23 protein-coding genes are annotated in these 24,444 nt (G+C 64.6%); 11 read left to right on the top strand and 12 right to left on the bottom strand.

Annotated elements, in window-relative coordinates:
* Genes cyoB through ACP7BL_RS07870 form a run of 6 tightly spaced genes read left to right on the top strand, consistent with a single transcriptional unit; the run spans position 1 to position 5,569 of the window.
* A complete protein-coding gene (cyoB, locus tag ACP7BL_RS07895; protein WP_426258033.1) occupies positions 1–2,025 on the top strand; it encodes a cytochrome o ubiquinol oxidase subunit I in 2,025 nt (674 codons plus the stop codon).
* On the top strand, positions 2,022–2,663 hold the full coding sequence (gene cyoC, locus ACP7BL_RS07890; RefSeq protein WP_126848177.1) for a cytochrome o ubiquinol oxidase subunit III: 642 nt from the start codon (positions 2,022–2,024) through the stop codon (positions 2,661–2,663). Before cyoB ends, cyoC begins: the two co-directional genes overlap by 4 nt.
* Positions 2,660–3,067, top strand: coding sequence for a cytochrome o ubiquinol oxidase subunit IV (gene cyoD / locus ACP7BL_RS07885; RefSeq protein ID WP_033967352.1), 408 nt, complete (start codon positions 2,660–2,662; stop codon positions 3,065–3,067). Before cyoC ends, cyoD begins: the two co-directional genes overlap by 4 nt.
* Positions 3,064–3,756: an SURF1 family protein gene (locus ACP7BL_RS07880; RefSeq protein WP_137902833.1), complete on the top strand. Its 693-nt coding sequence runs from the start codon at positions 3,064–3,066 to the stop codon at positions 3,754–3,756. Before cyoD ends, ACP7BL_RS07880 begins: the two co-directional genes overlap by 4 nt.
* Positions 3,753–5,033 carry an ATP-binding protein gene (locus ACP7BL_RS07875; protein ID WP_426258032.1) on the top strand — a complete coding sequence of 427 codons (1,281 nt, stop codon included), beginning with the start codon at positions 3,753–3,755 and terminating at the stop codon, positions 5,031–5,033. Before ACP7BL_RS07880 ends, ACP7BL_RS07875 begins: the two co-directional genes overlap by 4 nt.
* Positions 5,030–5,569: a response regulator transcription factor gene (locus tag ACP7BL_RS07870; protein ID WP_033967350.1), complete on the top strand. Its 540-nt coding sequence runs from the start codon at positions 5,030–5,032 to the stop codon at positions 5,567–5,569. The genes ACP7BL_RS07875 and ACP7BL_RS07870 overlap by 4 nt, the downstream gene beginning before the upstream one ends.
* 21 nt (positions 5,570–5,590) lie before the next feature.
* On the opposite strand, the gene ACP7BL_RS07865 is transcribed toward ACP7BL_RS07870, so the two are convergent.
* Positions 5,591–5,956, bottom strand: coding sequence for a YciI family protein (locus ACP7BL_RS07865; RefSeq protein WP_341203908.1), 366 nt, complete (start codon positions 5,954–5,956; stop codon positions 5,591–5,593).
* Between the two features lie 242 nt (positions 5,957–6,198).
* Between ACP7BL_RS07865 and ACP7BL_RS07860 the strand changes: the two genes are divergently transcribed.
* A complete protein-coding gene (locus ACP7BL_RS07860) occupies positions 6,199–7,713 on the top strand; it encodes an acetyl-CoA hydrolase/transferase family protein (RefSeq protein WP_426258031.1) in 1,515 nt (504 codons plus the stop codon).
* A 156-nt stretch (positions 7,714–7,869) separates the two neighbouring features.
* Here the strand turns inward: ACP7BL_RS07860 and mmsB are convergent, their stop codons facing one another.
* From mmsB to ACP7BL_RS07825, 7 genes are all read right to left on the bottom strand, one after another.
* Positions 7,870–8,748, bottom strand: a complete 879-nt coding sequence (gene mmsB / locus ACP7BL_RS07855; RefSeq protein ID WP_426258030.1) for a 3-hydroxyisobutyrate dehydrogenase — start codon at positions 8,746–8,748, stop codon at positions 7,870–7,872.
* A 137-nt stretch (positions 8,749–8,885) separates the two neighbouring features.
* Positions 8,886–9,659 (bottom strand): enoyl-CoA hydratase, encoded by a 774-nt coding sequence (locus tag ACP7BL_RS07850; RefSeq protein ID WP_033967346.1) that lies wholly within the window; start codon positions 9,657–9,659, stop codon positions 8,886–8,888.
* A 112-nt stretch (positions 9,660–9,771) separates the two neighbouring features.
* Complete coding sequence (locus ACP7BL_RS07845; protein ID WP_426258029.1) at positions 9,772–10,815, bottom strand: enoyl-CoA hydratase/isomerase family protein; 1,044 nt, start codon at positions 10,813–10,815, stop codon at positions 9,772–9,774.
* Positions 10,816–10,922: 107 nt separating this feature from the next.
* Positions 10,923–12,068, bottom strand: a complete 1,146-nt coding sequence (locus ACP7BL_RS07840) for an acyl-CoA dehydrogenase family protein (RefSeq protein WP_137902831.1) — start codon at positions 12,066–12,068, stop codon at positions 10,923–10,925.
* Positions 12,065–13,156 (bottom strand): polysaccharide deacetylase family protein, encoded by a 1,092-nt coding sequence (locus ACP7BL_RS07835; RefSeq protein ID WP_426258028.1) that lies wholly within the window; start codon positions 13,154–13,156, stop codon positions 12,065–12,067. The genes ACP7BL_RS07840 and ACP7BL_RS07835 overlap by 4 nt, the downstream gene beginning before the upstream one ends.
* A 113-nt stretch (positions 13,157–13,269) precedes the next feature.
* The gene (locus tag ACP7BL_RS07830; protein ID WP_426258027.1) at positions 13,270–13,737 is read right to left on the bottom strand and encodes a hypothetical protein; all 468 of its coding nucleotides are present in this window, start codon (positions 13,735–13,737) and stop codon (positions 13,270–13,272) included.
* Between the two features lie 5 nt (positions 13,738–13,742).
* Positions 13,743–15,242: a CoA-acylating methylmalonate-semialdehyde dehydrogenase gene (locus ACP7BL_RS07825; RefSeq protein WP_426258026.1), complete on the bottom strand. Its 1,500-nt coding sequence runs from the start codon at positions 15,240–15,242 to the stop codon at positions 13,743–13,745.
* A 99-nt stretch (positions 15,243–15,341) separates the two neighbouring features.
* Between ACP7BL_RS07825 and ACP7BL_RS07820 the strand changes: the two genes are divergently transcribed.
* A complete protein-coding gene (locus ACP7BL_RS07820; RefSeq protein WP_426258025.1) occupies positions 15,342–16,214 on the top strand; it encodes a LysR family transcriptional regulator in 873 nt (290 codons plus the stop codon).
* Positions 16,215–16,435: 221 nt separating this feature from the next.
* On the opposite strand, the gene ACP7BL_RS07815 is transcribed toward ACP7BL_RS07820, so the two are convergent.
* Both ACP7BL_RS07815 and ACP7BL_RS07810 read right to left on the bottom strand, forming a co-directional pair.
* Positions 16,436–17,104, bottom strand: coding sequence for an NAD(P)H-dependent oxidoreductase (locus ACP7BL_RS07815; RefSeq protein WP_033967343.1), 669 nt, complete (start codon positions 17,102–17,104; stop codon positions 16,436–16,438).
* A gap of 196 nt (positions 17,105–17,300) precedes the next feature.
* On the bottom strand, positions 17,301–18,410 hold the full coding sequence (locus ACP7BL_RS07810) for an Acg family FMN-binding oxidoreductase (RefSeq protein WP_426258024.1): 1,110 nt from the start codon (positions 18,408–18,410) through the stop codon (positions 17,301–17,303).
* 300 nt (positions 18,411–18,710) lie between these two features.
* On the opposite strand from ACP7BL_RS07810, the gene ACP7BL_RS07805 reads away from it, so the two are divergent.
* From ACP7BL_RS07805 to ACP7BL_RS07795, 3 genes are all read left to right on the top strand, one after another.
* Entirely contained in the window at positions 18,711–19,688 is a 978-nt protein-coding gene (locus ACP7BL_RS07805; protein ID WP_426258023.1) for a hypothetical protein, read from the top strand.
* A gap of 245 nt (positions 19,689–19,933) precedes the next feature.
* Positions 19,934–22,345 carry a phosphoketolase family protein gene (locus tag ACP7BL_RS07800; RefSeq protein ID WP_426258022.1) on the top strand — a complete coding sequence of 804 codons (2,412 nt, stop codon included), beginning with the start codon at positions 19,934–19,936 and terminating at the stop codon, positions 22,343–22,345.
* Positions 22,333–23,346, top strand: a complete 1,014-nt coding sequence (locus tag ACP7BL_RS07795; RefSeq protein WP_426258021.1) for an acetate/propionate family kinase — start codon at positions 22,333–22,335, stop codon at positions 23,344–23,346. Before ACP7BL_RS07800 ends, ACP7BL_RS07795 begins: the two co-directional genes overlap by 13 nt.
* Positions 23,347–23,376: 30 nt before the next feature.
* Here ACP7BL_RS07795 and ACP7BL_RS07790 read toward each other — a convergent pair whose 3' ends face one another.
* On the bottom strand, positions 23,377–24,015 hold the full coding sequence (locus tag ACP7BL_RS07790; RefSeq protein WP_341203894.1) for a response regulator transcription factor: 639 nt from the start codon (positions 24,013–24,015) through the stop codon (positions 23,377–23,379).
* Entirely contained in the window at positions 24,005–24,289 is a 285-nt protein-coding gene (locus tag ACP7BL_RS07785; protein WP_409574499.1) for an ATP-binding protein, read from the bottom strand. The genes ACP7BL_RS07790 and ACP7BL_RS07785 overlap by 11 nt, the downstream gene beginning before the upstream one ends.
* Between the last annotated feature and the right edge of the window lie 155 nt (positions 24,290–24,444).

Genomic DNA, 24,444 nt, shown 5'->3' with positions numbered 1-24,444 from the left:
ATGACGTCCCCCCTTCCCCTTTCGTCGCCGTCGATCAGCCCGATCTTCGGCCGCCTGACGCTCGATGCGTTGCCGCTGCATGAAATCCCCGTGCTCGTCGCCTTTGCCGGCACCGCCGTTGGTGGCCTCGCGCTGCTCGCGGTCATCACCTATTACAAGGCATGGGGCATGTTGTGGCGCGACTGGTTCACCAGCGTCGACCACAAGAAGATCGGCATCATGTACATCATCCTCGGATTGGTGATGTTCGTGCGTGGCTTCTCCGATGCGCTGATGATGCGCGCGCAGCAGGCGATGGCCTTTAACGGCAACCCCGGCTACCTGCCGCCCGACCATTACAACCAGATCTTCACCGCGCACGGCGTGATCATGATCTTCTTCGTGGCGATGCCGCTGGTGGCGGGCCTGATGAACTTCGTCGTGCCGCTGCAGATCGGCGCGCGCGACGTGTCCTTCCCCTATCTCAACAATTTCAGCTTCTGGATGACGACGGCGGGCGCGGTGATCACCATGATCTCGCTGTTCGTCGGCAACTATGCGCGCACTGGCTGGCTCGCCATGCCGCCGCTGTCGGGCATCGCCGCCAGCCCGGACGTGGGGGTCGATTACTATATCTGGGGCTTGCAGATTGCCGGTGTCGGCACGCTGCTGTCGGGCGTCAACCTGATCGCGACCATCGTCAAGATGCGCGCGCCGGGCATGACGCTGATGAAGATGCCGGTGTTCGTGTGGACGTCGCTGTGCACCAACACCCTGATCGTCGCCGCTTTCCCGGTGCTGACCGCCGTGCTCGCACTGCTGTCGCTCGACCGCTATGTCGGCATGCAGTTCTTCACGAACGGCCTCGGCGGCAACCCGATGATGTACGTCAACCTCATCTGGATCTGGGGCCACCCGGAAGTGTACATCCTCATCCTGCCCGCTTTCGGCGTGTTCTCGGAAGTGGTCGCCACCTTCGCCAGCAAGCGCCTGTTCGGCTATACCTCGATGGTCTATGCGACGATCGTCATCACGATCCTCGCCTATCTCGTCTGGCTGCACCACTTCTTCACCATGGGTTCGGGCGCGAGCGTCAACTCATTCTTCGCGATCACCACGATGATCATCTCGATCCCGACGGGCGCGAAGATCTTCAACTGGCTGTTCACCATGTATCACGGCCGCATCCGCTATGAGCTGCCGATGATGTGGACGGTCGCGTTCATGCTCACCTTCGTCATCGGCGGCATGACCGGCGTTCTGCTCGCCGTGCCCCCGGCCGATTTCGTGCTGCACAACTCGCTGTTCCTCGTCGCCCACTTCCACAACGTCATCATCGGTGGCGTGGTGTTCGGGATGTTCGCAGGCATCAATTACTGGTGGCCCAAGGCGTTCGGTTTCAAGCTCGACCGCGTCTGGGGCAAGCGCCAGTTCTGGCTGTGGGTACTGGGCTTCTGGTTCGCCTTCGCGCCAGTCTATGCGCTCGGCCTGATGGGCGTGACGCGTCGCCTCAGCCAGTTCGACGATGCCTCGCTGCAGCCTTACTTCCTGGTCGCGGGCTTCGGCGCGCTGCTGATCCTGGCTGGCACGGGCGCGATGTTCGTCCAGTTCTACGTCAGCTTCCGCAACCGCGAGGCGCTGCGCGACGTGACCGGCGATCCCTGGGATGGCCGCACGCTCGAATGGTCGACCTCGTCGCCGCCGCCGGACTACAACTTCGCCTTCACGCCCGTCGTCTATGACAATGACGCGTGGTGGGACATGAAGCGGCGCGGCTATGTCCGCCCGACCACCGGCTTCCGCAAGATCCACATGCCCAAGAACACCGGCGCCGGCGTTATCCTGGCGGGTCTCAGCGTCGCCCTCGGCTTCGGCATGATCTGGTACATGTGGTGGCTTGCGGCCCTCTCGCTGGTCGGCATCTTCGCCGTCGCGATCGGCCACTCGTTCAACTACAAGCGCGACTTCTACATCCCGGTCGAGGATGTGGTCCGCACCGAGGATGAACGCACCCGCCTTCTCGCCGGCGAAGGAGTTTCGGCATGAGCGCGCAGACCTTCGAAGCGACCGCGAATGGCGAAACCCCGCTGTTCTACGAAGTCGAAGAGCATCATCATCCCGAGGGTGCCAGCACGATGCTGGGCTTCTGGATGTACCTGATGAGCGACTGCCTCATCTTCGCCATCCTGTTCGCCTGCTATGCCGTACTCGGCCATAGCTATGGCGGCGGCGAAGGCCCCAAGCAGCTGTTCGAGCTGCCGCTGGTCGCGCTCAACACCGCGATGCTGCTCTTCTCCTCGCTGACCTATGGCTTTGCCATGCTGACGATGGAGCGCCCCGGCGCCAGCGTCCGCGCGGTGCAGGGCTGGCTGATCGTTACCGGGCTGTTCGGCCTCGCCTTCCTGTGCATCGAGCTCTACGAATTCTCGAACCTGATCCATGAAGGTGCGGGTCCGTGGCGCAGCGCGTTCCTGTCGTCCTTCTTCACGCTGGTCGGCACGCACGGTCTGCACGTCACCGTCGGCCTGATCTGGCTGGTGACGCTGGTCGCGCAGATCGGCATGCACGGCCTCGGCCAGGCCAATCGCCGTCGCCTGATGTGCCTCAGCATGTTCTGGCACTTTCTCGACGTCATCTGGATCGGCGTCTTCACCATCGTCTATCTCATGGGAGTGCTCGGATGAGCGCCGATACGCTGCACAATTCGGCCCATGGCCACGATCATGGCCATGACGATCACGCACACGGCGAGGCCCCGCACGGTTCGCTGCGCGGCTATATGATCGGCTTCATCCTGTCGGTAATCCTGACCGCGATTCCCTTCGCGCTCGTCATGACCGGCACGCTCGATACCACCACCACGGCGGTCATCGTGCTGGCGATGGCGGCGATCCAGGTCGTCGTGCACATGGTGTTCTTCCTGCACATGACCACGACGGCAGAGGGCGGCTGGTCGTTCCTCGCCTTGCTGTTCACCGTCATCGTGATCGTCATCACGCTCGCCGGATCGATCTGGGTGATGTACCATATGAACGCCAACATGATGCCGGCCCCAGCCGCTGTTACCGAGACCATGAGCCAGCAATGAGACGTTCCCCTGCGACGATCGCGTTTCTGCTGATCGTCGCGGGGGCGCTCTGCGCTGCCCTGATCGCGCTCGGCATCTGGCAAATCGAGCGCCGCAGCTGGAAACTGGCGCTGATCGCGCGCGTCGAACAGCGCATCCATGCCCCCGCCGTCCCCGCCCCCGGCCCCAACCGCTGGCCCGGCATAACCGATGCGAGCGACGGCTACCGTCACGTCACCGTCACCGGCCGCTTCCGCGACGATCGCGCGACACTGGTGCAGGCCGTCACCGAACGCGGCCCCGGCTTCTGGGTGATGACCCCGCTCGTCACCGAGCGCGGCTTTACCGTTCTCGTCAATCGCGGCTTCGTGCCCTCGCGCGACCCGGTCCCGCCCGGCGGTGCCACCACCGTCACCGGGCTTTTGCGGCTGACGGAACCGAAGGGCGCGTTCCTGCGCTATAATGATGCTGCGACGAACCGCTGGTATTCGCGCGACGTCTCGGCCATTTCTGCGGCGCGCGGGCTCGACCATGTCGCGCCCTATTTCATCGATGCCGATGCCGGGCCGGCCGCCACAGCCCCGGTGGGAGGCCTGACGGTCGTGCATTTCACCAACAACCATCTGGTCTATGCGCTGACATGGTTCGCGCTCGCTGCGATGGTGGCGGGTGCGGCGGCGCTGCTGCTCCGTCCCGTCCGCCGCGGATGAGTATTCCCGCCCCTGTCGATACCACCGAACGCGACAATATGCGGCAGCTTGTCAACCTGCGCTGGCTCGCGGTGTGCGGGCAATGCGCCACGATCCTGATCGTGCGCTTTGGCATGGGCGTTCCGCTCCCGCTGCTGCCGATGCTGTCGGTGGTCGCGGCGCTGGTCGTGCTCAATCTCGTCAGCCTCGCGCAATTGTCGCGCCGCGTGACCAATTCCAACAGCGCGCTGTTCGCCAGCCTGCTGCTCGATGTCGCGGCCTTGACCGCGCTGCTGTACCAGAGCGGGGGTGCGACCAACCCGTTCATCTCGCTCTATCTACTGCAGGTGGTGATGGGCGCGGTGCTGCTGGAGGCCTGGTCGAGCTGGGTACTGGTGGCGATCACCAGCGCCGCCTTTGTCCTGCTGGCCGAAGTGCATGTCCCGCTGGCGCTGCCGCCGCGCTTCATAACCGACTGGGGCGATCTGTATATGATCGGCACGCTGATCTGCTTCGGGCTGGTCGCGGTGCTGCTGGTCGCCTTCGTCACGCGCATCAACAGCAATTTGCGCGCGCGCGACGCCCGCCTCGCGACGATGCGCCAGCAAGCGGCGGAGGAGGACCATATCGTGCGCATGGGCCTGCTCGCGACCGGTGCCGCGCATGAACTCGGAACTCCGCTCGCCTCGCTGTCGGTGATCGTCAACGACTGGCGTCACGCCCCGGCACTGATGGCGCAGGAAAGCTTCGCCGAGGAAATCGGCGAGATGCAGGTTGCGCTGGCGCGGTGCAAGGCGATCGTCACCGGCATCCTGCTGGCGGCGGGCGAAGCGCGCGGCGAGAACCCGACCATCACCAGCGTGAAGCGCTTTTTCGACGAAGTGGTCGCCGAATGGCGCGTGCAGCATTCGCCGGAAGCGATCGTCTATGACAATCGCTTCGGCGCGGACATGGCGATCGTCGCCGATACTGCGGTGAAACAGGTGATCTGGAACGTGCTCGACAATGCCGCCGAAGCGTCGGGCCAGCCCATCGCGCTCGACGTAAGCCGCGATGGAGCTTCGCTGGTGCTTTCGGTGCGCGATACCGGCCCTGGTTTCACCCCCGAAATGCTCGCCAATCTCGGCAAACCCTATCATTCCACGCGCGAACGGCTCGGCAGTGGACTCGGCCTGTTTCTCGTGGTCAACGCCATGCGCAAGCTCGGCGGCACGGTCGACGCCCGCAATCGGGCGGAGGGCGGTGCCACGGTGACGATCACGCTGCCGCTGTCGGCGCTGGAATGGGGCGAGCGATGACCGAGAAGCACCTGTTGATCGTCGAGGATGACGCGGCGCTCGCCAAGACGCTGGGGCGCTCGTTCGAACGGCGTGGCTACACCGTTGAATTGGCCTCCGATCAGGCCGGTGTCGAAGCGGTGCTCGCCAAGCGCACCCCCGATTATGCGGTGGTGGATCTGAAACTCGGTGCCACGTCGGGTCTGGTCTGCGTTCAGGCGATCCACGCGCAGGATGCACGCACCCGGATCGTGGTGCTGACCGGCTATGCCAGCATCGCCACCGCAGTGGAGGCGATCAAGCTCGGGGCCAGCAATTACCTGCCCAAGCCGTCCGACACCGACGACATCGAAGCCGCCTTCGCCAAGGCCGAGGGCGGTGGCGGTGACGTTGCCACGCCGCTCGGCAACCGCCCGACCTCGATCAAGACGCTCGAATGGGAGCGGATCAACCAGACGCTGGCGGAGAACAACTTCAACATTTCCGAAACCGCACGGCAATTGGGGATGCACCGCCGCACGCTGGCGCGGAAACTGGAAAAACAGCCGATCAAATAGTGGGGACGGCGCAATCGCGCGTTACACGAAATCCTCTTCCTCATAGAGCGGGCGAATTTCGATCTCGCTTGGCCCCGGCATCGGATTGGGGCAGCGCTTTACCCACGCCACCGCCTCCGCCATGTCCTTGACGGTCCACAGCCAGAAACCGGCGACCAGTTCCTCCGGCTGCGCAAATGGCCCGTCAATGACCGTGCGGCTGGCCCCATCGAAGGCGATGCGCTTTCCCTGCGCCGACGGCTTCAGGCCATAGCCACCGCCCGGCTGCAGGATTCCGGCCTCGACCAGAGCCTGGTTGAACCTGTCCATGTCCTCCATCGCCGCCCTGGTCGGCAGGAGGCCGGATTCGCTGTCTTCGGTCGCCTTGACCAACACCATCACGCGCATCGTCTCTCTCTCTCCTTGCCCGAGCCCCGCGCCCGGCTGCCCGGTGCAAGTGTCGCGCAACCGGGCGAACCGTTAAAGCCCCGGCGCGCGGACCGCTGTTCCATCGGCTGAAGCACGCGATGGCGCGGCCCTGATCGACAATTGCAAAAATTGCATGTGGGAGCCAATGCGAGGCGCTTGCGCTACCCCGACTTTACGCGTGTAGCCGACGGCGTAACAACAATCGTTGAAATGGGGATGGAATGACGACCAGCCGCATCGCCTGCGACTCGCTCCGCTCGCGCCTGATGAGCGCCGATCAGGCCGCCACCTTCATCACCTCCGGCAGCACTGTCGGGATGAGTGGCTTTACCGGCTCGGGCTATCCCAAGGCGGTCCCACTGGCACTCGCCGCGCGGATCGAGGCGGAACATGCAGCCGGCAACCCGTTCCGCGTGCGCATCTGGACGGGCGCCTCGACCGGCCCCGAACTCGACGGCGCACTGGCCAAGGCCGACGGCATCGAATTCCGCCTGCCCTATAATTCCGATCCGATCGCGCGCGAAAAGATCAACCGCGGCGAGATGGAATATTTCGACATGCATTTGAGCCAGGTCGCGCCGATGGCGTGGCAGGGTTTTCTGGGGCCACTCGATACCGCCGTGGTCGAAGTGTCGGGCATCCGCGCCGATGGATCGCTGATCCCCTCCTCCTCGATCGGCAACAACAAAACCTGGCTCGACCGCGCGAGCAAGGTGATCCTCGAGGTCAATAGCTGGCAGAACCCCGCTTTGGAGGGGATGCACGACATCTATTACGGCACCGCGCTACCCCCGCACCGCGTGCCGATCCCGCTGGTCCGCGCCGACGATCGCATTGGCGAGCCCTATTTCCGCTGCGACCCCGACAAGATCGTCGCGATCGTCGAGACCGAAGCGCCCGACCGCAATTTGCCCTTCGCCGCGCCCGATGCGGCGGCACATGCGATTGCCGGGCATCTGATCGAATTCTTCACCCATGAAGTGGCGCGCGGACGCTTGCCCGCGTCGCTGCTGCCGCTGCAATCGGGCGTCGGCAACATCGCCAATGCGGTGCTGACCGGCCTGGTCAACGGCCCGTTCGAGGACATGACCTCCTATACTGAGGTGATCCAGGACGGGATGCTCGACCTGCTTGATTCGGGCAAATTGCGCATGGCCTCGGCCACCGCTTTCTCGCTCAGCCCGGAGGCGGCGGCCCGGCTCAATGCCGATATGGGCCGCTATCGCGACAAGATGATCCTGCGTCCGCAGGAGATCAGCAACCACCCCGAATTGATCCGCCGGCTCGGCTGCCTCGCCATGAACGGGCTGATCGAGGCGGACATTTACGGCAACGTCAATTCCACCCACGTGATGGGCTCGCGCATCCAGAACGGCATTGGCGGATCGGGCGATTTCGCGCGCAACGCCTATGTCTCGATCTTCATGACGCCCTCAACCGCCAAGGGCGGCAAGATCTCGGCAATCGTGCCGCAAGCGAGCCATGTCGACCATATCAGCCAGGACGTGCAGGTGATCGTCACCGAACAGGGCCTCGCCGATCTGCGGGGCCTCAGCCCCAAGCAGCGCGCCGCGTTGATCATCGAGAAATGCGCGCATCCCGATTATCGGGCGATGCTGGCGGACTATTATGCGCGGGCGCGGGTGGGTTCTTACGGCCAGCAATCGCCGTCGCTGCCCGGCGAAGCGCTGTCCTGGCACCAGCGCTTCATGGACACGGGATCGATGCGGCTCTGAGCCTGGGGTGACTCTCTTTTCCGTTCGTTTCGAGCGAAGTCGAGAAACAGCCGCAAGCGCTGTGCCTGGTTTCTCGACTTCGCTCGAAACGAACGGGAGGGGGGATTTCAGGAGAGATCGCCCGGCTCTGGCAAACCTCTCCTGCGCGTCCTCAGCTCACCCCCGCAACGCGGTGATGATCGCCGAGAAATCGAGCCCGCCATGCCCGGCCTCGGCAAAGCGCTGGTAGAGTTCCGCCGCTTTCGCCCCCATCGGCGTGTCGGCACCCGTGTCGCTGGCGGCGGCAGCGGCGAGCTTCAAATCCTTCAGCATCAGCGCGGTCGCAAAACCGCCCTGATAGCCATGATCGGCGGGCGTATCCGGTCCGACCCCCGGCACCGGGCAGTAACTCGTCATCGACCAGCTCTGCCCTGACGACACGCTCGAAATATCGAAGAAGGTCTGGGGCGCGAGCCCCAATCTCTCCGCCAGCAGGAACGCCTCGCACGTCGCCACCATCGTCGCGCCGAGCAGCATGTTGTTGGCGATCTTGGCGGCCTGCCCCGTGCCATTCGCCCCGGCATGGATCACCGCCTTGCCCATCGCCGCCAAGATCGGCTGCGCGCGCGCGAACGCATCGTCGCTGCCGCCGACCATGAAGGTCAGCGTGCCGGCATTGGCCGCGCCGATCCCGCCCGACACCGGCGCATCGACCGCGGTGATGCCCTTGGCGCGCGCCGCCTCGGCCACGCGCTTGGCGGTGGCGACGTCGATCGTCGAGCAATCGATCAGGATCGCGGCAGGCGACAGGCTGGCGGCGAACAGATCGCCATAGACCGCCTCGACATGCGTGCCTGCCGGCAGCATCGTCACCACCGCCTCTGCCCCATCAGCCGCTTCCGCGACGCTCGCCATCGGCAGGCACCCAGCCGCCTTGGCGCGATCGAGCGCATCTGCCGACAGATCGAACGCGCGGACATCATGCCCCGCTTTGGCGAGGTTCGCAGCCATCCCGCCGCCCATATTGCCAAGCCCGATAAAGGCGATCCGAGTCATCTCTCTCTCCTATTTTTTCTCACTCCCCTCCCGCACAGCGGGAGGGGCTGGGGGAGGGCAGTCACGCCGCTAGCCGAGTGCTTATCACCCGGACCCCCCTCCCCTAACCCCTCCCGTAAACGGGAGGGGAATTGGTGCTACTTCCCCGTCCACACCCCCTGCCGCTTCTCGACAAAGGCGGTCATCCCCTCGCTCTGGTCGTCAGTGCCGAACAGCGCGTGGAACAGCCGCCGCTCGAATTGCACGCCCATCGCCAGCGTGGTGTCGAACGCGGCATTGACCATTTCCTTGTTCGCCTTGACCGCAAGCGGCGCCATCGATGCTATCGTCGCGGCGGTCTTGACCGCTTCCTCGACCAGATCGGCGGCCGGCACCACGCGGCTGACAAGCCCGGCACGCTCGGCCTCAGCCGCATCCATCATGCGGCCAGTCAGGCACATTTCCATCGCCTTGGCCTTGCCGACCGCGCGCGTCAGCCGCTGCGATCCACCCATGCCGGGCGACACCGCCAGCTTGATTTCGGGCTGGCCGAACTTGGCAGTGTCGGCGGCGAGGATGAAGTCGCACATCATCGCCAATTCGCACCCGCCGCCCAGCGCATAGCCCGCTACCGCCGCGATGATCGGCTTGCGCGTGCGCGTGAAGCGATCCCAGCCGGCGAAGAAATCATGCGCATACATGTCGGCAAAGCCCTGCGCCTGCATCTCCTTGATGTCGGCACCCGCCGCGAACGCCTTCTCGCTGCCGGTGATGACCGCGCAGCCCTGCGACGGATCGGCATCGAACGCCGCCATCGCCGCTAGCATATCGGCAAGGATCTGGCTGTTGAGCGCGTTCAGCGCCTGCGGGCGGTTGAGCGTAACGAGCGTAACGCCGCCGCGCTGTTCGACGAGGATGGTTTCGTAGGTCATAGGCACCTTCTTTCAATCGTCACCCCGGCCCTGTGCCGGGGTCCACCGTGCCGCAAACCGCCGGCCCGGTGGAGGGGTGGACCCCGGCACAGGGCCGGGGTGACGGAAAACTCTAGGCGGGCGTCCACGCCTCCGCATCGGGCAGCGGCGCGAAAATCTGGTCGAGCACGTGATCCGTCACGCCCGCGGGCGTCGCCGGGTCCCAGCGCGGCGCATTGTCCTTGTCGACGATCACCGCGCGCACGCCTTCCAGAAAATCATGCCGCTGCACCACGCGCGCGCCGACCGCATATTCCTGGCGCATTTCGTCCTCGAAGGTCGGCATCGTCGCGCCTTCGTGGAGCAGGCGCAGCGATACCTTCATCGTCTGCGGCGATTTGGTGTTGAGCGTGGCGAGCGTCTGCATGGCCCACTCCCCGCCATCGGCGGCGAGCGCGGCGAAAATGTCTTCCAGCACGTCCGACGCGAACAAACGGTCGATCGCCTCGCGCTGATCGAGCAACCGCGCGACCGGCGCTTCGACCGACCGATCCGCCAGAATCTCGGCAATCGCCTGCGGGTCCGCCGTGATCCGCGCCTTCGCTTCTTCCAGCGCGGCGCTCGGCAGATAATGCGTCGCCAGCCCCAAAGCATGGCATTCCGCACCATCGAGCCGGTGCCCGGTCAGCGCCAGATATTGCCCGATCCGCCCCGGCAGCCGCGACAGATACCAGCCGCCGCCAACATCGGGGAACAGGCCGATCCCGGTCTCGGGCATGGCGAATTTGGTGTTCTCGGTCGCGATACGGAAATCGCAGGGGCAGGCCAGGCCCACCCCGCCGCCCATCGTGATGCCGTCCATGAACGCGACCGTCGGCTTGGCATAGGCGAACAGCCGGTGGTTGAGCCGATATTCGGTGTGGAAAAACGCCCGCGCCTCGACCCCGTCCTTCGCCCCGCTTTCGGCGAGCATCCGAATGTCGCCGCCCGCGCAAAACCCACGGCCTTCGGCGTGGTCAATCAAGACCGCTTCAACAGCCGGATCGGTCCGCCACGCATCGAGCGCCGCCAGCATGGCGACGCACATATCGGTGGTCAGCGCATGCAGCGCCTTGGGCCGGTTCAGCCGAATCCGGCCGACAGGCCCTTCCCTCTCAATCACAACATCACTGGTCATGCGCACACGTCTTTCATGGTCGTCTTCGTGCCTTCGCGGCTTCGCGTGAAAACGGATTCACGCGAAGCCGCGAAGACACGAAGCAAAGGATAGTCCGCTGCGCGGGGTCATTGCCGCGTCAGCTCCCGGCCGATGATCATCCGCATCACCTGGTTGGTCCCCTCCAGGATCGAATGGACGCGCAAGTCACGCCAGAAGCGTTCGATCGGGTAATCCATCAGATAGCCGTAGCCGCCATGCAGTTGCAGCGCGCGGTCGGCCACGGCGGAACCCGTGTCGGTTGCCAGCCGCTTGGCCATTGCGGCGAATTTGGTCTTGTCGGGCGCGTTCGCCGTCACCTTGGCCGCCGCCATGTACAGCAGCGCGCGCGCCGCCTCGAGGTCGGTCGCCATATCGGCCAGCATGAACTGGGTGTTCTGGAAATCGGCGATGGCGGTGCCGAACTGCTTGCGGTCGCGCGTATAGCCGATCGCTTCGTCGAGGCAGCGCTGCGCGCCCCCCAGCGAACACGCCCCGATGTTCAGCCGCCCGCCATCCAGCCCCATCATCGCGATGCGGAAGCCCTCGCCCTCGCCGCCCACAAGGTTATCCACAGGGATACGCACATCCTCGAAGATCACTTGGCGCGTCGGCTGCGAATGCCAACCGAGCTTTCGCTCGTTCGCGCCGAAGCTGACGCCGGGCATATCCTTTTCGATCACCAGGCACGAAATGCCCTTGGGCCCCTCCGCCCCGGTGCGCACCATGGTGACATAGACCTCATTCTCGCCGCCGCCCGAGATGAACTGCTTGGTGCCGTTGACGATATAGTGATCGCCATCCCGCACCGCGCGCGTCTTCAGCGCCGCGGCATCCGAGCCCGAGCCCGGTTCGGTCAGGCAATAGCTGGCGATGCGGTCCATCGTGACGAGCGAGGGGAGATATCTGTCCTTCACCGCCTGCCCGCCGAAGCGATCGATCATCCAACTCGCCATATTGTGAATCGAGATGAACGCGCTGGTCGAGGGGCAGCCATAGGCCATCGCCTCCATGATCAGCGCCGCCTCGAGCCGCCCGAGGTTGATGCCGCCCGATTCCTCGCTGACATAGATCGACGCAAAGCCAAGCTCGGCCGCCGCCTTGATCGTGTCGCGCGGGAAGATGTGCTTCTCGTCCCATTCCGCCGCGAACGGCGTGATGCGGTCGGCGGTGAAGCGCCGCGCGAGCTCCTGAATCTCGCGCTGGTCGTCGGTAAGGTCGAACTGGTCGGTCATGCGGCAATCCCTAGGGGTAAAGGTCGGCGCGGCGCAAAGGCCGCCTGGGAACAGACGCGCCGCCACGGATGGCGTTTCACCTGGCAGCGCAGCGCGGCAACGGGCGTGCGGTGCAACACCCGCTCGGCGAACAAACGGTCGGCAACCGGCTTGTCGTTGCGCGCATAATAAAGCGGGCCGGGCAGGCGCTGCTGCCAGGCGATCGCCTCGGGCAAGGTGCCGTTGGCGCTGTCGAAATCGCCACTCTGGCGATAGACCGGGTCGGCATAGGCCGCATCCGCCGTCACGATCGTCCAGCCATCACGGCGCAAAGCCGCGACCAGATCGCCGATATAGCGCGCCGCGACATCGGTTTCGTGCAGCAACAGCATCTGCGGCGGGCTGCGTCCGGTCACGCGGCGCAACAGCGCATCGGAGAAATCGGCCGATTGCACCATCGTCTCGACATAGAGATCGCGCAAAGCGGCCTCATCGATCGCCTGACCCGCCCTGCGCGCAGCGATCGTCTGCCCCTCGATATTCCAGTCCGAGCCATCCGCCGTCACCCACGCGACGCTCAAACCCCGCGCGGCAAGGCCGTCGACCACCGCGCGCCGTTTGGCATGATCGCGTCCGCCCTGGTTGAGGCCCGGAAAGCGGAACCACGGGCGATAGCCGGGCTTGCCTTTCAACCAAACCTCGGCGCGGTCGACATCCGCCAGAAACGCCTGCGCCGAAACCGCGCGCAAATCGCGGTGCGCAAAGCTGTGGTCGCCCACCACATGCCCCGCCGCCGCATACGCCGCCAGCCGCGCAGCGCCATCATTGGACGCGCCGATCCGCCCGGGATTTGCAAAGAACGCCGCCTGCTCCACCCCGCTCGCTCGCAGCGCGGCGATCAGCCGCGCGGTGCGCTCGGACGGGGTGTAGAAAGCGCCGGGCCCGCGCGGGACATCATCGAAACTCAAGGCAATGCGCTTGCCAACCGGTGCCACAACCGGCTGCGCCACCGCCCCCGGCACCGTGCCCCGTGGCAAAAACGCCCAGGCCAGCGGCAACGCGACCAGCACGATCCCGCCCACCAACATGGCCTGGCGCAAGAGGTTCATCGGGCAGCGCTCATTGTGCGGCCGTACTACACCAATTGCTGACGCACGTCCGCATTCCACGAGGTACGCCAAGCGGCGCGCAGGAATTCCGGTGCAAGGTCATTCCCCCGCTTTCACTCCCAGGAAAACACGGTCCGAAGGTTGCATTTGCCAGGATCTTCTCCTTCCTGGAAAAGCGCAACGCGGTCGATTGCCGCCATTTGCACCGCCGTAAAGGGCGTTGGCGAAGAGAAATAGGCAGCGCCCTGCCTGCCGTTCCAGATCGCCGCCTGATAGAGCCCGTCAACTAGGCGCGGACGAAAAACCGTCGCCCCCGTACGAGAAGGATGGCGTAGCCTCGGCCCCTTGGGGCGAGCGGCCCATCCAATTCCACGCACTTCAAGCGTCCCGAAGCTGCCCTCCCAGCGAAAGCTGCCGCCGTGAATGCCGCCTTGCAGAGGCGTGATTCGCTCACCCTTTTCAAGGTCGATGATCGGAGAATAGCCGCAGAAGCGGCCCGGCCCCACCAATTCACTCGCGGATGCAGCACCCACGCCGTAGCACAGGGCGATCGACAGGAAGGGCAAGGCCGCAAGCCGCACCCGCCTCACCCCATCGTCGGAATGACGAAGGCGTTCGCCCCATCGCCAACGCCGCCATCGGGCCAGCGCTGCGTCACGGTCTTGACCTTGGTCCAGAACTTCACGCCTTCCATGCCGTGCTGGTTGGTATCGCCGAACGCCGAGCGCTTCCACCCGCCAAAGGTGTGATAGGCGACCGGCACCGGGATCGGCACGTTGATGCCGACCATGCCGACATTCACCCGCGCGGCGAATTCGCGTGCGGCGTGGCCGTTGCGGGTGAAGATCGCGACGCCATTGCCGTACTGATGCTCGCTCGGCAGCCGCAGCGCATGTTCGAAATCGTCGGCGCGGACGATTTGCAGCACGGGGCCGAAAATCTCTTCCTTATAGGCCGACATGTCGGGCGTGACATGGTCGAACAGCGACGGGCCAATGAAGAAGCCCTTTTCATGCCCCTGCAGCTCGAACCCGCGCCCGTCGACGACCAGCTCCGCGCCCTCGTCCACACCGGTCTGGATCCAGTTTTCGATGCGCGTGCGGTGCGCGGCGTTCACCACCGGGCCGTAATGCGCCTCGGCATCGGTCGACACGCCGACGCGCAAGGCGGCGATCGCCGGGATCAGCTTTTCGCGGAGCGCAACCGCGGTCTTCTCACCCACCGGCACCACCACCGGCAGCGCCATGCAGCGCTCGCCCGCCGAACCGAATGCCGCGCCCGACAGATCGGCGACGACCTGGTCGAGATCGGCATCGGGCATGACGATGCCGTGATTCTTGGCACCGCCCATCGCCTGCACGCGCTTGCCCGCCGCGACACCGCGCCGATACACATAATGCGCGATGTCGGATGATCCGACGAAGCTGACCGCGCTGATCGCGGGATGATCGAGGATCGCGTCGACCATGTCCTTGTCGCCGTGGACGACTTGCAAGATGCCCTCGGGCAGCCCCGCCTCGCGGAACAATTCGGCCAGCCGCACCGGCACCGACGGGTCGCGCTCGCTGGGCTTCAGGATGAAGGCATTGCCCGTGGCGATGGCGACGCCGCTCATCCACAAGGGGATCATCGCCGGGAAATTGAAGGGGGTGATACCCGCTCCAATGCCGAGCGGCTGGCGCATCGAATAGACATCGATCCCCGGCCCGGCGCCCTGGGTAAACTCACCCTTCAGCACATGCGGAATGCCGCAGCAAAATTCGATCACTTCCAGCCCGCGCTGAATGTCGCCCTTCGAATCGGCGATCACCTTGCCATGTTCGGACGACAGCAAGTGCGCGAGTTCATCCATATGCGCTTCGACTAGCGCCTTGAAATTGAACATCACCCGCGCGCGGCGCTGGGGGTTGGTTGCGGCCCAACCCGGCTGCGCCTTTTGCGCAGCGGCGACGGCGGCGTCGAGATCGGCCTGCGTGCCGAACTTGACCTGGGCCTGCACCGCACCGGTGTTGGGATCGAACACCTCGCCCGTCCGCGCGGCAGTGCCGCTCGCTAGACCCATGATATGGTGGTCGATGATCCGCATGGCGCTCTCCTAAAGCTTATACCCCCCTATCCCACCCAGCATTTTTGCATTCAACCCTCCATCTTTGCTGCTAGGCAGTGCATTTTTGCAGGGGCGACCGTGGAAAACTGGGATGATCTGCGTATTTTCCTCGCCGTCGCGCGCGCACAGCGCATGGCGGGCGCGGCGCGCGCGCTGGGGGTGGATGTCACCACCGTCGGCCGTCGCCTCGCCCGGCTGGAGCAGCGGCTCGGCACCGCGATCTTCGAGACGATCGGCGGCGAACGCCGCCTGACCGAGACCGGCCAGGCGCTGCTGGTCCATAGCGAAACGATCGAAGCCGCCGTGCTCGCCGCGACCGAGGTCGATCCCACCAGCGCCGCGCTCGCAGGCCAGGTGCGACTCAGCATCGCCGAGGGCCTTGCCACGCATGTCGTCGCGCCCGCTCTGCCCGCCTTCCGCCGCGACCAACCCAATTTGCGGATCGACCTGATCACCGCCTCGGGCTTCCTCAACCCCTCCAGGCGCGAGGCCGATATGGCGGTGATGCTGGCGCGCCCGCGCAACCGGCAATTGCGCGCGACCAAACTCTCCGATTACCGGCTGCGGCTCTATGCAACGCCCGGCTTCCTCGCCGATCACGCGCAGGTCGCCAGCGCCGCCGACCTGCACGGCCACGCGCTGATCAGCTATGTCCCCGAACACGTCCACGCGCCCGAGCTCAATTATCTGTCGGAAATCCACGACGGCCTCGTCGCGCGGGCGCGCAGCACCAGCATCACCGTGCAGCACGCCATGATCCGCGCAGGCGCGGGCATCGGCGTGCTGCCCGATTTCATCGCCGCGCGCGATGCAGCGCTGGTTCCCGTGCTCGGCGACAGCGTCCATCTCACGCGCACCTTCTGGCTGGTCACGCATCAGGACACCCATGCCACCCCGCGCATCCAGGCGGTCGGCGATTGGCTGCGCGGTTTGGCCGAAACGCTCGCTTAGAGTCCTGATGACGTTTGACGGACTCCCCCTCCCCTTCAGGGGAGGGGCTGGGGGTGGGGCGTATCCGTCTCACCGAGACCGACGCACGCGGGGAGAGGCCCCACCCCAACCCAGCATCAGGTCGGTCAGGCCCTCGGCCTGACCTAAACCGCGCGGGGCGCGGTTTGCCTGATGCTCCTAAAGGGGTGGGCTTGCCAGATCAACGTAACGTGATCCCGCTCTTAGTCGCCGGTGAACGCCGCGACCGCCTCATGCGCGTGCGCTGCATGGCGCGCCGCCGCCACCGCGCTGCAGATCTTGCGCGCCTGCGTTTCCACCTCGAGCAGGCATTCGGCGACGAAGCGCGGCTCCATATGCTCGACAATCGCGCCAAAATGGACGTGGCCCGCATCGCGCAACCCGAAAATGCCCATCAGATAGCGGTCGAACGCCTGGCGAATCGATTCCATCTGGCCCTGTTCGTCCAGCCAGATCCGCGTCGTCGCCGAGCTGGAAAAGGTCGCGAAGGATTTGCCGACCAGCACCGAATCCGGGCGATGGTCGCGGATCGAGGACGGCGTCTGCGCCACGCCCAGCACCCGGTCGACATAGCCCTTGATGATCGCGGGCGGCATCCCGAACCAGATCGGATAGACGAACACGATCACCTGCGCCTGCCGCAACAGGCCCAGCTCATGCGCGACATCGGCGGACATGCCGCTGGCATGGCCGGGCAGGCGGTCGGCGCGCAGGCACGGGTCGAAATCGAGCGCATAGAGATCGCGCACCACCGCTTCCTGCCCGTTTTCGTGGACCGTCGTGCAGTAACGCTGGACGACTTCGTGGTTGAAGCTGCCGGGCGACGGATGCCCGAGCACGACGACATGGCGGATCGGTTGGTTCGCAGGCATGATCGTTCTCCGGCTGACGATTTGGACACAAGGATACCATCCGTCGCCCGACCCCGGCAGAATCGGGAATTACCTACAAGCCACCGCTATCAACCACGCGCTCCCTCGCGAAAGCGGAGGCCCAGGGTTGCAGGCGCGCGCTGTGTCGCGCTGGGCTCCTGCTTCCGCAGGAGAAGCGGGGGCACATGCGGCCACCTCAGGCCAGCACCGCCTCCACCGGCCGCCGCGCCGAAAAGGGCAGCCCCGCGCCATAGCCAAAGCGCATCGCCAGATCGGGCCGCACGCCGGGCGTGCCGATCAGCCGTGCCAGTTCGGGCCGCAACCGCGCCACTTCGACCGGCTGGTTGATCATCGCATGGCGCAACCCCAGCGCCGTCGCCTGCAGCGCAAAACGCTGGCACGCCCGCCCGACGCGCACCCAATGCTCGGGATCGGCGCGGTCCCCGACAAACACCGCAACCCCCGCCGTCGATGCCATCTGCCGCGCATATTTGGCGTTTTCGGATTGGGCGGTGAAGAAACGGTCGAACAGCAAGGGGGCGATCCATTCGGGCAGCACCGGCGCGCCCGATGTCGCGCTGAACAGCCCGTCGCCGGTCGCCAGCGCCTGATGCGGGGTAAAGCGCATCCACTGCTTCAATTCGCGCACGAACGCGGCATCGGCCAGTTGCGCGCTGTTGCCCGCCACCACCAGATCGCGCATTTGGTTGAGGCGCGGGCGATCGGTCAGCAGCACCAGCGACACCCCCGGCTCCGCCGCCGCCTCAGCCAATTGCCGCAGCACCTCCGGCGCGACGCCACGCCCATCATACACCGCACGCGTCGATTGGCGGTGCGGGATCGCGGCGAACAGCGGCGACGCGACCGCCGCGCCGCGCTGCTGCCGCACCGACACCGCACCGCTCGCGGCATCGAAACCGATCGCGCACGGCAACCCCGCCGCCGCCGAAGCCAGCGCCAGATTTTCCGCCGCACAGCCAAGGCTCACGAACAGATGATGGTCGTCGGGGTCCACCACCGGCGTCCGGCGCGATCGATCGGGCAGGATGTCGATGCGGTTCTCGCCGATGCGGAACAGCCACGGCTGGGTGTTATGCCCATTGGCGGCGAGCGTCGCAAACCGCACCAAATCGCGCGCCGCAGGCTGCGCCGCCAGCGCAGCGCGGCTCTCCGCCACGGCGGCATCATAGCCCTCCAGCGACGCCAGTTCGCGATAGCCAAGCCCGGCCGCCCCCACCCCGGCGAGCACCACCGCCCCGCCCCCGATCAAGGTGGCCCGACGACTGAAGCGGCGTTCGACGGTCATCGGCTTGGCTCCCCGGTCTGCGCTTGCGGGAGATGCGACGGCACGGCGGCGGGGTCGAGGGGCGGGAAGTACGTAGGGGGTGTGGATTCCCCCACCCGACAACGTACCGCAGAACCTGATGCGCGGCAGATCGCATTTAAACAAACGATGTCGAATCAATTCGAATCAAATAGATCTAAGCGAATGATAAAAAATTTTATCCTCCAGGTAACATCTGCCTAGCCTTATCGCTTGCTCTTTGCAAAATAACGTTTTGAGCGATTTTCTTCTAAATCAAAACCGCAGGGGGAATGTAAAATCATGGATGACAACACAGAAAAATTTGACCAGCCGCCCAAGCGAGATGCTGCGGTTTTGCTGAATAAAATGGAACGTGCTTACTTGTCGGTGCTGCGTGCCGGTGCCCTCATCATCGCCTCTTTGCTGTTGCTATATGCCGCCTGGCTCTGTGTAAGCGGACTCTATCAGGTCTCGCGTGACGTAAAATCCGTCAAAGAGGCCCCCGCCATCGTGACCACAGACGAAGTCACTGCCGTGGATTTGAAGTCATCCGGAACAAATACAGACAAAGAAACTACGGATCCCTTTAAACGAGAACGGGCCTATTATCAACAATTCTCCAAAAGGTACTTCGCACTCTACAAAGCGAAATTTGATCCTTATCGCCAAGCAGATGACGCAAAAATCAGCGCCAACGATTTCAACGCGCAGTTTGTCCACCTCGATGACCGCTTGAAATCCATTAAAGACGGCGACTTAAACTTCGAAACAGATAGAGCAGATTTAGAATCACTCTTCAACGGAATGACGGACGTTTCGACAAACAGATTAACAAAAGATCGGCTTAATTCTTATAAAAATTCTAAGAAAATTCAAATTTCTCGAACAATTACAGAAATGAAACCTGAACGATATTGCAGTTATTATGGTTACTATATTGCTCAATGCATTACATGGGAAACACGCGAGGTTCCGGTCCAAAGGACCATTACGGAGACGAAACTCCCTGATGGTGTAGCAACCCCCGAAAATCTTTTTAACGCCTATCACAACAAATATATCTCGACTCTTATTGAGCACCGCACGACGAATGCGGCAAATGCTGAGAAGGAACGAGCCAAAATTGTCGAACAAAATGCGAATGGAGCGGAAAGTTTATGGACAGCAATCCGCGTGATCGGCTCTTTTGTTATTGTTATGTTTCTATTTCTGCTAATTGCTCTGGAACGTCATCAGCGGAAAATCGCGCAAGCACAGGATCTGTCCTTTAGACCGTAATCGATACCGGCGTGGCCCGGGTCAAGGGCCACGCCTATTTGCGTTGCAGTGGGCCTACTTGTCCGAACGGGCAATGCCTCGACCGAACTACGAGCCTCCCCTCAGAGGTAGGGCTCGAAAGGGCCCACGTTCTTGCCTAACCTCCGGGCCTCTCCGCCCCCCCACCCCCGTACTTCCCGAAGCTGCCGCCGCACGCCGCCCGCAGGCATAACCGTAGCCAGACCGCGCGCAGCACAGGAATTCCCATGACCGACCCGCTCCCCGCCACGCCCGGCCCCGGCGCGCCCGCTGGCGCTCCGCCCGTAACGGGCCCGCTCTCGCCCGATCTGCTGCGGCGGATGCATGGCTATTGGCGCGCCGCCAATTATCTGTCGGTCGGGCAAATCTATCTGCGCGCCAACCCGCTGCTCGATCGCCCGCTCGCGCTGGCCGACGTCAAGACACGGCTGCTCGGCCATTGGGGCACCACGCCGGGGCTCAACCTGCTCTATGTCCATCTCAACCGGCTGATCGTGGAGCAGGATCTCAACATGATCGCGGTGATCGGGCCGGGGCATGGCGGGCCGGGGCTGGTCGCCAACACCTATCTCGAAGGCTCCTATACCGAGCGCTATCCCGCGATCGAGCGCAGCCGTGGCGGCATGGACCGGCTGTTCCGCCAATTCTCCTGGCCGGGCGGCATCCCGAGCCATGTCGCGCCGGAGACGCCGGGGTCGATCCATGAAGGCGGCGAGCTCGGTTATTCGCTCGCCCATGCTTACGGCGCGGTGTTCGACAATCCCGATCTGATCGTCGCTTGCGTCGTCGGCGATGGCGAGGCCGAGACCGGCGCGCTGGCGACGAGCTGGCATTCCAACAAGTTCCTCAACCCCGCGCGCGATGGCGCGGTGCTGCCGATCCTGCACCTCAACGGCTTCAAGATCGCCAACCCGACGGTGCTGGCGCGGATCGGCCGCGCGGAGCTGACCGAGCTGCTGCGCGGCTATGGCTATGATCCGCATTTTGTGGTGGGCGACGATCCCGAGGCGGTTCACCAAGCGCTCGCCGCGACGCTCGACGCGGTGCTCGCGCAAATCCAGGATATTCAGGCGCAGGCGCGGTACGGTTCGCCGGGTGGCGAGCGCCCGCGCTGGCCGATGGTGGTGCTGCAAACGCCAAAAGGCTGGACCGGCCCCAAGACGGTGGACGGCAAACCGGTCGAAGGCACCTGGCGCGCGCACCAGGTGCCGATCGCCGATTTCAAGGACCCCGAGCACCTCCGCCAGCTCGAGGAATGGCTGCTGAGCTACCGCCCCGCCGAATTGTTCGACGAGACCGGCAAGTTTCTTGAGGACTATGCCTCGCTTGCGCCGACCGGGCACCGCCGCATGGGGGCCAACCCGCACGCGAATGGCGGGGAATTGCTCGTGCCGCTGATCCTCCCCGATTTCCGCGAACACGCCATCGCGCAAAGCGGGCATGGCACGGTCAAGGCGGCGGCGACTGCGGTGCTCGGCGGCTTCCTGCGCGATGTCATGGCGCTTAATTTGGACGCCGCCAATTTCCGCCTGTTCGGCCCGGACGAGACCGCCTCCAACCGGTTGCAGGCGGTGTATGACGTTACCGGCAAGGCATGGATGGGCGAGGTCGAGCCGGTCGACGAGCACCTCGCGCGCGACGGGCGCGTGATGGAAGTGCTGAGCGAGCATCTCTGCGAGGGCTGGCTCGAAGGCTATCTGCTCACCGGGCGGCACGGGCTGTTCTCATGCTACGAAGCCTTCATCCACATCGTGGATTCGATGTTCAACCAGCATGCCAAATGGCTGAAGGTCACGCGCGGCATCCCGTGGCGGCGGCCGATCGCCTCGCTCAATTACCTGCTGACCTCGCATGTCTGGCGGCAGGACCATAATGGCCTGTCGCATCAGGACCCCGGCTTCCTCGATCATGTCGCCAACAAACGCGCCGAGGTGGTGCGCATCTATCTGCCCGCCGATGCCAATTGCCTGTTGTCGGTCGCCGATCACTGCCTGCGCAGCCGCAATTATGTGAACGTCATCGTCGCGGGCAAGCAGCCCGAATGGCAATGGCTCGGCATAGAGGATGCCGTGCGCCACTGCACCACCGGTGCGGGCGTGTGGGAATGGGCGAGCGATTCCGGCGAGCCGGATGTGGTGATGGCCTGCGCCGGCGACGTACCGACGCTGGAGACGATGGCGGCGGTGCAGTTGCTGCGCCAGTTCGTGCCCGACATCCGCATCCGCGTCGTCAACGTCGTCGATCTGATGGTGCTGCAACCGCAATCGGAGCATCCCCACGGTCTCGACGAACGCGCCTTCGATGCGCTGTTCACCACCGACAAGCCGGTGATCTTCGCCTTTCACGGCTATCCGTCGCTGATCCACAAGCTCGCCTACCGCCGCACCAACCACCGCAATTTTCATGTGCGCGGCTATAAGGATGAAGGCACCACCACCACGCCGTTCGACATGGTCGTGCTCAACGATCTCGACCGCTATCGCCTGGCGCTCGACGCAATCGAACGCATCCCGCGCCTGCGGGAGCGCGTGCCGGCCGAGACCGAACGCTATTGGACGATGATCGAGCGCCACAAGCTCTACATCGCCGAACAGGGCGAGGATCTGCCCGAAGTGCGCGACTGGCAATGGGCGCGGTGAGCGGCAAGCGCGTCCTCACGCTCAACGGCGGCTCGTCCTCGGTCAAATACGGCCTTTATGCCGTCGGCGATGCGGTGGTCGAACTATCGGCGGGCGAGGTCGAACATGCCGATGTCGATGCCACCGTGTTCGCCGAGATCGGCGGCGGACAACCCGATGCGATCGGCCACCGCATCGTGCATGGCGGCATCGATCTGTTTGCGCCGGTGCGGATCGATGCGGGCGTGCTCGCGCGGTTGCAGGCGGCAACCGCCTTCGCGCCGCTGCACGGCCCGGCCTCGCTCCGCATGATCGCGCTGGCGCAGGCGCGCTATCCCGGCGTGCCGCAAATCGCGTGTTTCGACACCGGCTTTCACGCCCGCTTGCCCGCCATCGCCGCCACGCTGCCCATCCCCAAGGCGCTGCGCGACGCAGGCGTGCGGCGCTACGGTTTCCACGGCCTGTCGTGCGAATCGATCCTCGCGCAACTGGGCGATGCCGTGCCCAATCGCCTCATCATCGCGCATCTCGGCAATGGCGCGAGCGTGACGGCAGTGCTGGGCGGGCAATCGGTCGATACCAGCATGGGGCTCACCCCCTCGGGCGGCGTGGTAATGGGCACGCGCGCCGGCGATATCGATCCCGGCCTGTTGCTCTATCTGATGCGCGAGCGCGGCCTGGATGCGGCGGAAATCGAAACGCTGATCGACCGCCAGTCCGGCCTGCTCGGCCTGTCGGGGCGCTCGAGCGATCTGCGCGTGCTGCACGCAGCGGGCGATGCCGCCGCAACCCTCGCCCTCGCTATCTTCTGCCGCTCGGTCGCCAAGCAGATTGCGGGGATGCTGGTGGTGCTGGGCGGTGCCGACCTGATCATCTTCACCGGCGGCATTGGCGAACATGATGCCGCGGTGCGCGCCGCCATCTCCGCCGATCTCGCTTTTGCCGGGCCGATCGCGCAGCGCGTGCTGCCCTCGCAGGAAAATGCGCAGATCGCGCGGCATGTCGGCCGGCTTCTGGGCTGACGTGCGCGGCGGTCGCAGGAACGTCGGCTTTCATTCGCCCGATGATGTGTGGAGCCGTGCGGCAAAGGCCAGCCGCAGCACGTCGGACATCGAGCGCACGCCGAGCTTATGCGTCAGGTTGGCGCGGTGAGCCTCCACGGTACGCGTCGAAATGCCAAGCTTGTAAGCAGTGATCTTATTGGGTTGCCCGTTGACCAGGCCATCCAGCACATCGCGCTCACGCGGCGTCAGCGCGGCGAGGCGGACGCTCGCCTCGATCGCGCTCAATTGCTCGGCCTGCGTACTCGCCAGGCGATCAAAAGCTTCGTCGATCGCGTGCAGCAACGCAGTCTTCTCGAACGGCTTTTCCAGAAAATCGACCGCACCCGCCTTGATCGCCCGCACTGCCAGCGAAATATCGCCATGCCCGGTCAGCACAATCACCGGAAAAGCGATCCCGCGCTCGTTGAGCAGGCGCTGGACCTCAAGCCCGTCTACCCCCGGCATACGCACGTCCAGCAACACGCACCCCGGCAGGGCATGGCCTACCGCGGCGAGGAAAGCTGTGCCCGTCTCATAGGTTTGCACCTCGAATCCGGCTGTTCGCAGCAAAAACCCGGTGGAGCGCCGAATCGCGTCGTCATCGTCGACGAGGTGAATGATGCGCTTGTCCGGGAGCCTATCGGGCATGGGACACGCTCCGCATGAAGGTGGAATGAAACGCCGTACCGCCCCCCGCTAATGGATCCGTCTCACCAGGTTCGCCATGCGCCCCAACGATCGTCTGACAGATCGACCGACCCCGCCTCATACCATCCTGCTTGATCGAGGCGAAAGCCTTGAAGAGCCGACACATCCTTTCTGGGGAAAGCTCTACACCCGTATCGGCGACGGTCACTTCACGCAAATCATTCAAGGCCATCGCCGTCATGATGGCCGTTATGCGGGGCAGTAAATCTGCCATTGCCTGAAATGTATTGCTGACATCGTTGCCCACCCGCGCTGGATCCCGACGCACCCGCCAACCGTAGTCCGGGCACGGCCTGCCGGGGATCGCATGGTTCAGGCACGTCAAGGCGATTGCGGCTATGCCGTCGCGCCAAACCGTCACGCCTGCAG

Origin of the sequence: Sphingomonas sp. DC1600-2, assembly GCF_049897605.1 — a bacterium.
Classification (GTDB): Bacteria; Pseudomonadota; Alphaproteobacteria; order Sphingomonadales; family Sphingomonadaceae; genus Sphingomonas.
The sequence above is the reverse complement of the archived record's forward strand: the minus strand, read 5'-3'. Positions and strand labels throughout refer to the sequence as shown.

What these genes read in the sequence shown, in the direction of transcription:
- cyoB (WP_426258033.1), top strand. Translation starts at nt 1, where the DNA reads ATGACGTCCCCCCTTCCCCTTTCGTCGCCGTCGATCAGCCCGATCTTC.
- cyoC (WP_126848177.1), top strand. Translation starts at nt 2,022, where the DNA reads ATGAGCGCGCAGACCTTCGAAGCGACCGCGAATGGCGAAACCCCGCTG.
- cyoD (WP_033967352.1), top strand. Translation starts at nt 2,660, where the DNA reads ATGAGCGCCGATACGCTGCACAATTCGGCCCATGGCCACGATCATGGC.
- ACP7BL_RS07880 (WP_137902833.1), top strand. Translation starts at nt 3,064, where the DNA reads ATGAGACGTTCCCCTGCGACGATCGCGTTTCTGCTGATCGTCGCGGGG.
- ACP7BL_RS07875 (WP_426258032.1), top strand. Translation starts at nt 3,753, where the DNA reads ATGAGTATTCCCGCCCCTGTCGATACCACCGAACGCGACAATATGCGG.
- ACP7BL_RS07870 (WP_033967350.1), top strand. Translation starts at nt 5,030, where the DNA reads ATGACCGAGAAGCACCTGTTGATCGTCGAGGATGACGCGGCGCTCGCC.
- ACP7BL_RS07865 (WP_341203908.1), bottom strand. Translation starts at nt 5,956, where the DNA reads ATGCGCGTGATGGTGTTGGTCAAGGCGACCGAAGACAGCGAATCCGGC.
- ACP7BL_RS07860 (WP_426258031.1), top strand. Translation starts at nt 6,199, where the DNA reads ATGACGACCAGCCGCATCGCCTGCGACTCGCTCCGCTCGCGCCTGATG.
- mmsB (WP_426258030.1), bottom strand. Translation starts at nt 8,748, where the DNA reads ATGACTCGGATCGCCTTTATCGGGCTTGGCAATATGGGCGGCGGGATG.
- ACP7BL_RS07850 (WP_033967346.1), bottom strand. Translation starts at nt 9,659, where the DNA reads ATGACCTACGAAACCATCCTCGTCGAACAGCGCGGCGGCGTTACGCTC.
- ACP7BL_RS07845 (WP_426258029.1), bottom strand. Translation starts at nt 10,815, where the DNA reads ATGACCAGTGATGTTGTGATTGAGAGGGAAGGGCCTGTCGGCCGGATT.
- ACP7BL_RS07840 (WP_137902831.1), bottom strand. Translation starts at nt 12,068, where the DNA reads ATGACCGACCAGTTCGACCTTACCGACGACCAGCGCGAGATTCAGGAG.
- ACP7BL_RS07835 (WP_426258028.1), bottom strand. Translation starts at nt 13,156, where the DNA reads ATGAACCTCTTGCGCCAGGCCATGTTGGTGGGCGGGATCGTGCTGGTC.
- ACP7BL_RS07825 (WP_426258026.1), bottom strand. Translation starts at nt 15,242, where the DNA reads ATGCGGATCATCGACCACCATATCATGGGTCTAGCGAGCGGCACTGCC.
- ACP7BL_RS07815 (WP_033967343.1), bottom strand. Translation starts at nt 17,104, where the DNA reads ATGCCTGCGAACCAACCGATCCGCCATGTCGTCGTGCTCGGGCATCCG.
- ACP7BL_RS07810 (WP_426258024.1), bottom strand. Translation starts at nt 18,410, where the DNA reads ATGACCGTCGAACGCCGCTTCAGTCGTCGGGCCACCTTGATCGGGGGC.
- ACP7BL_RS07805 (WP_426258023.1), top strand. Translation starts at nt 18,711, where the DNA reads ATGGATGACAACACAGAAAAATTTGACCAGCCGCCCAAGCGAGATGCT.
- ACP7BL_RS07800 (WP_426258022.1), top strand. Translation starts at nt 19,934, where the DNA reads ATGACCGACCCGCTCCCCGCCACGCCCGGCCCCGGCGCGCCCGCTGGC.
- ACP7BL_RS07795 (WP_426258021.1), top strand. Translation starts at nt 22,333, where the DNA reads ATGGGCGCGGTGAGCGGCAAGCGCGTCCTCACGCTCAACGGCGGCTCG.
- ACP7BL_RS07790 (WP_341203894.1), bottom strand. Translation starts at nt 24,015, where the DNA reads ATGCCCGATAGGCTCCCGGACAAGCGCATCATTCACCTCGTCGACGAT.
- ACP7BL_RS07785 (WP_409574499.1), bottom strand. Translation starts at nt 24,289, where the DNA reads ATGGCAGATTTACTGCCCCGCATAACGGCCATCATGACGGCGATGGCC.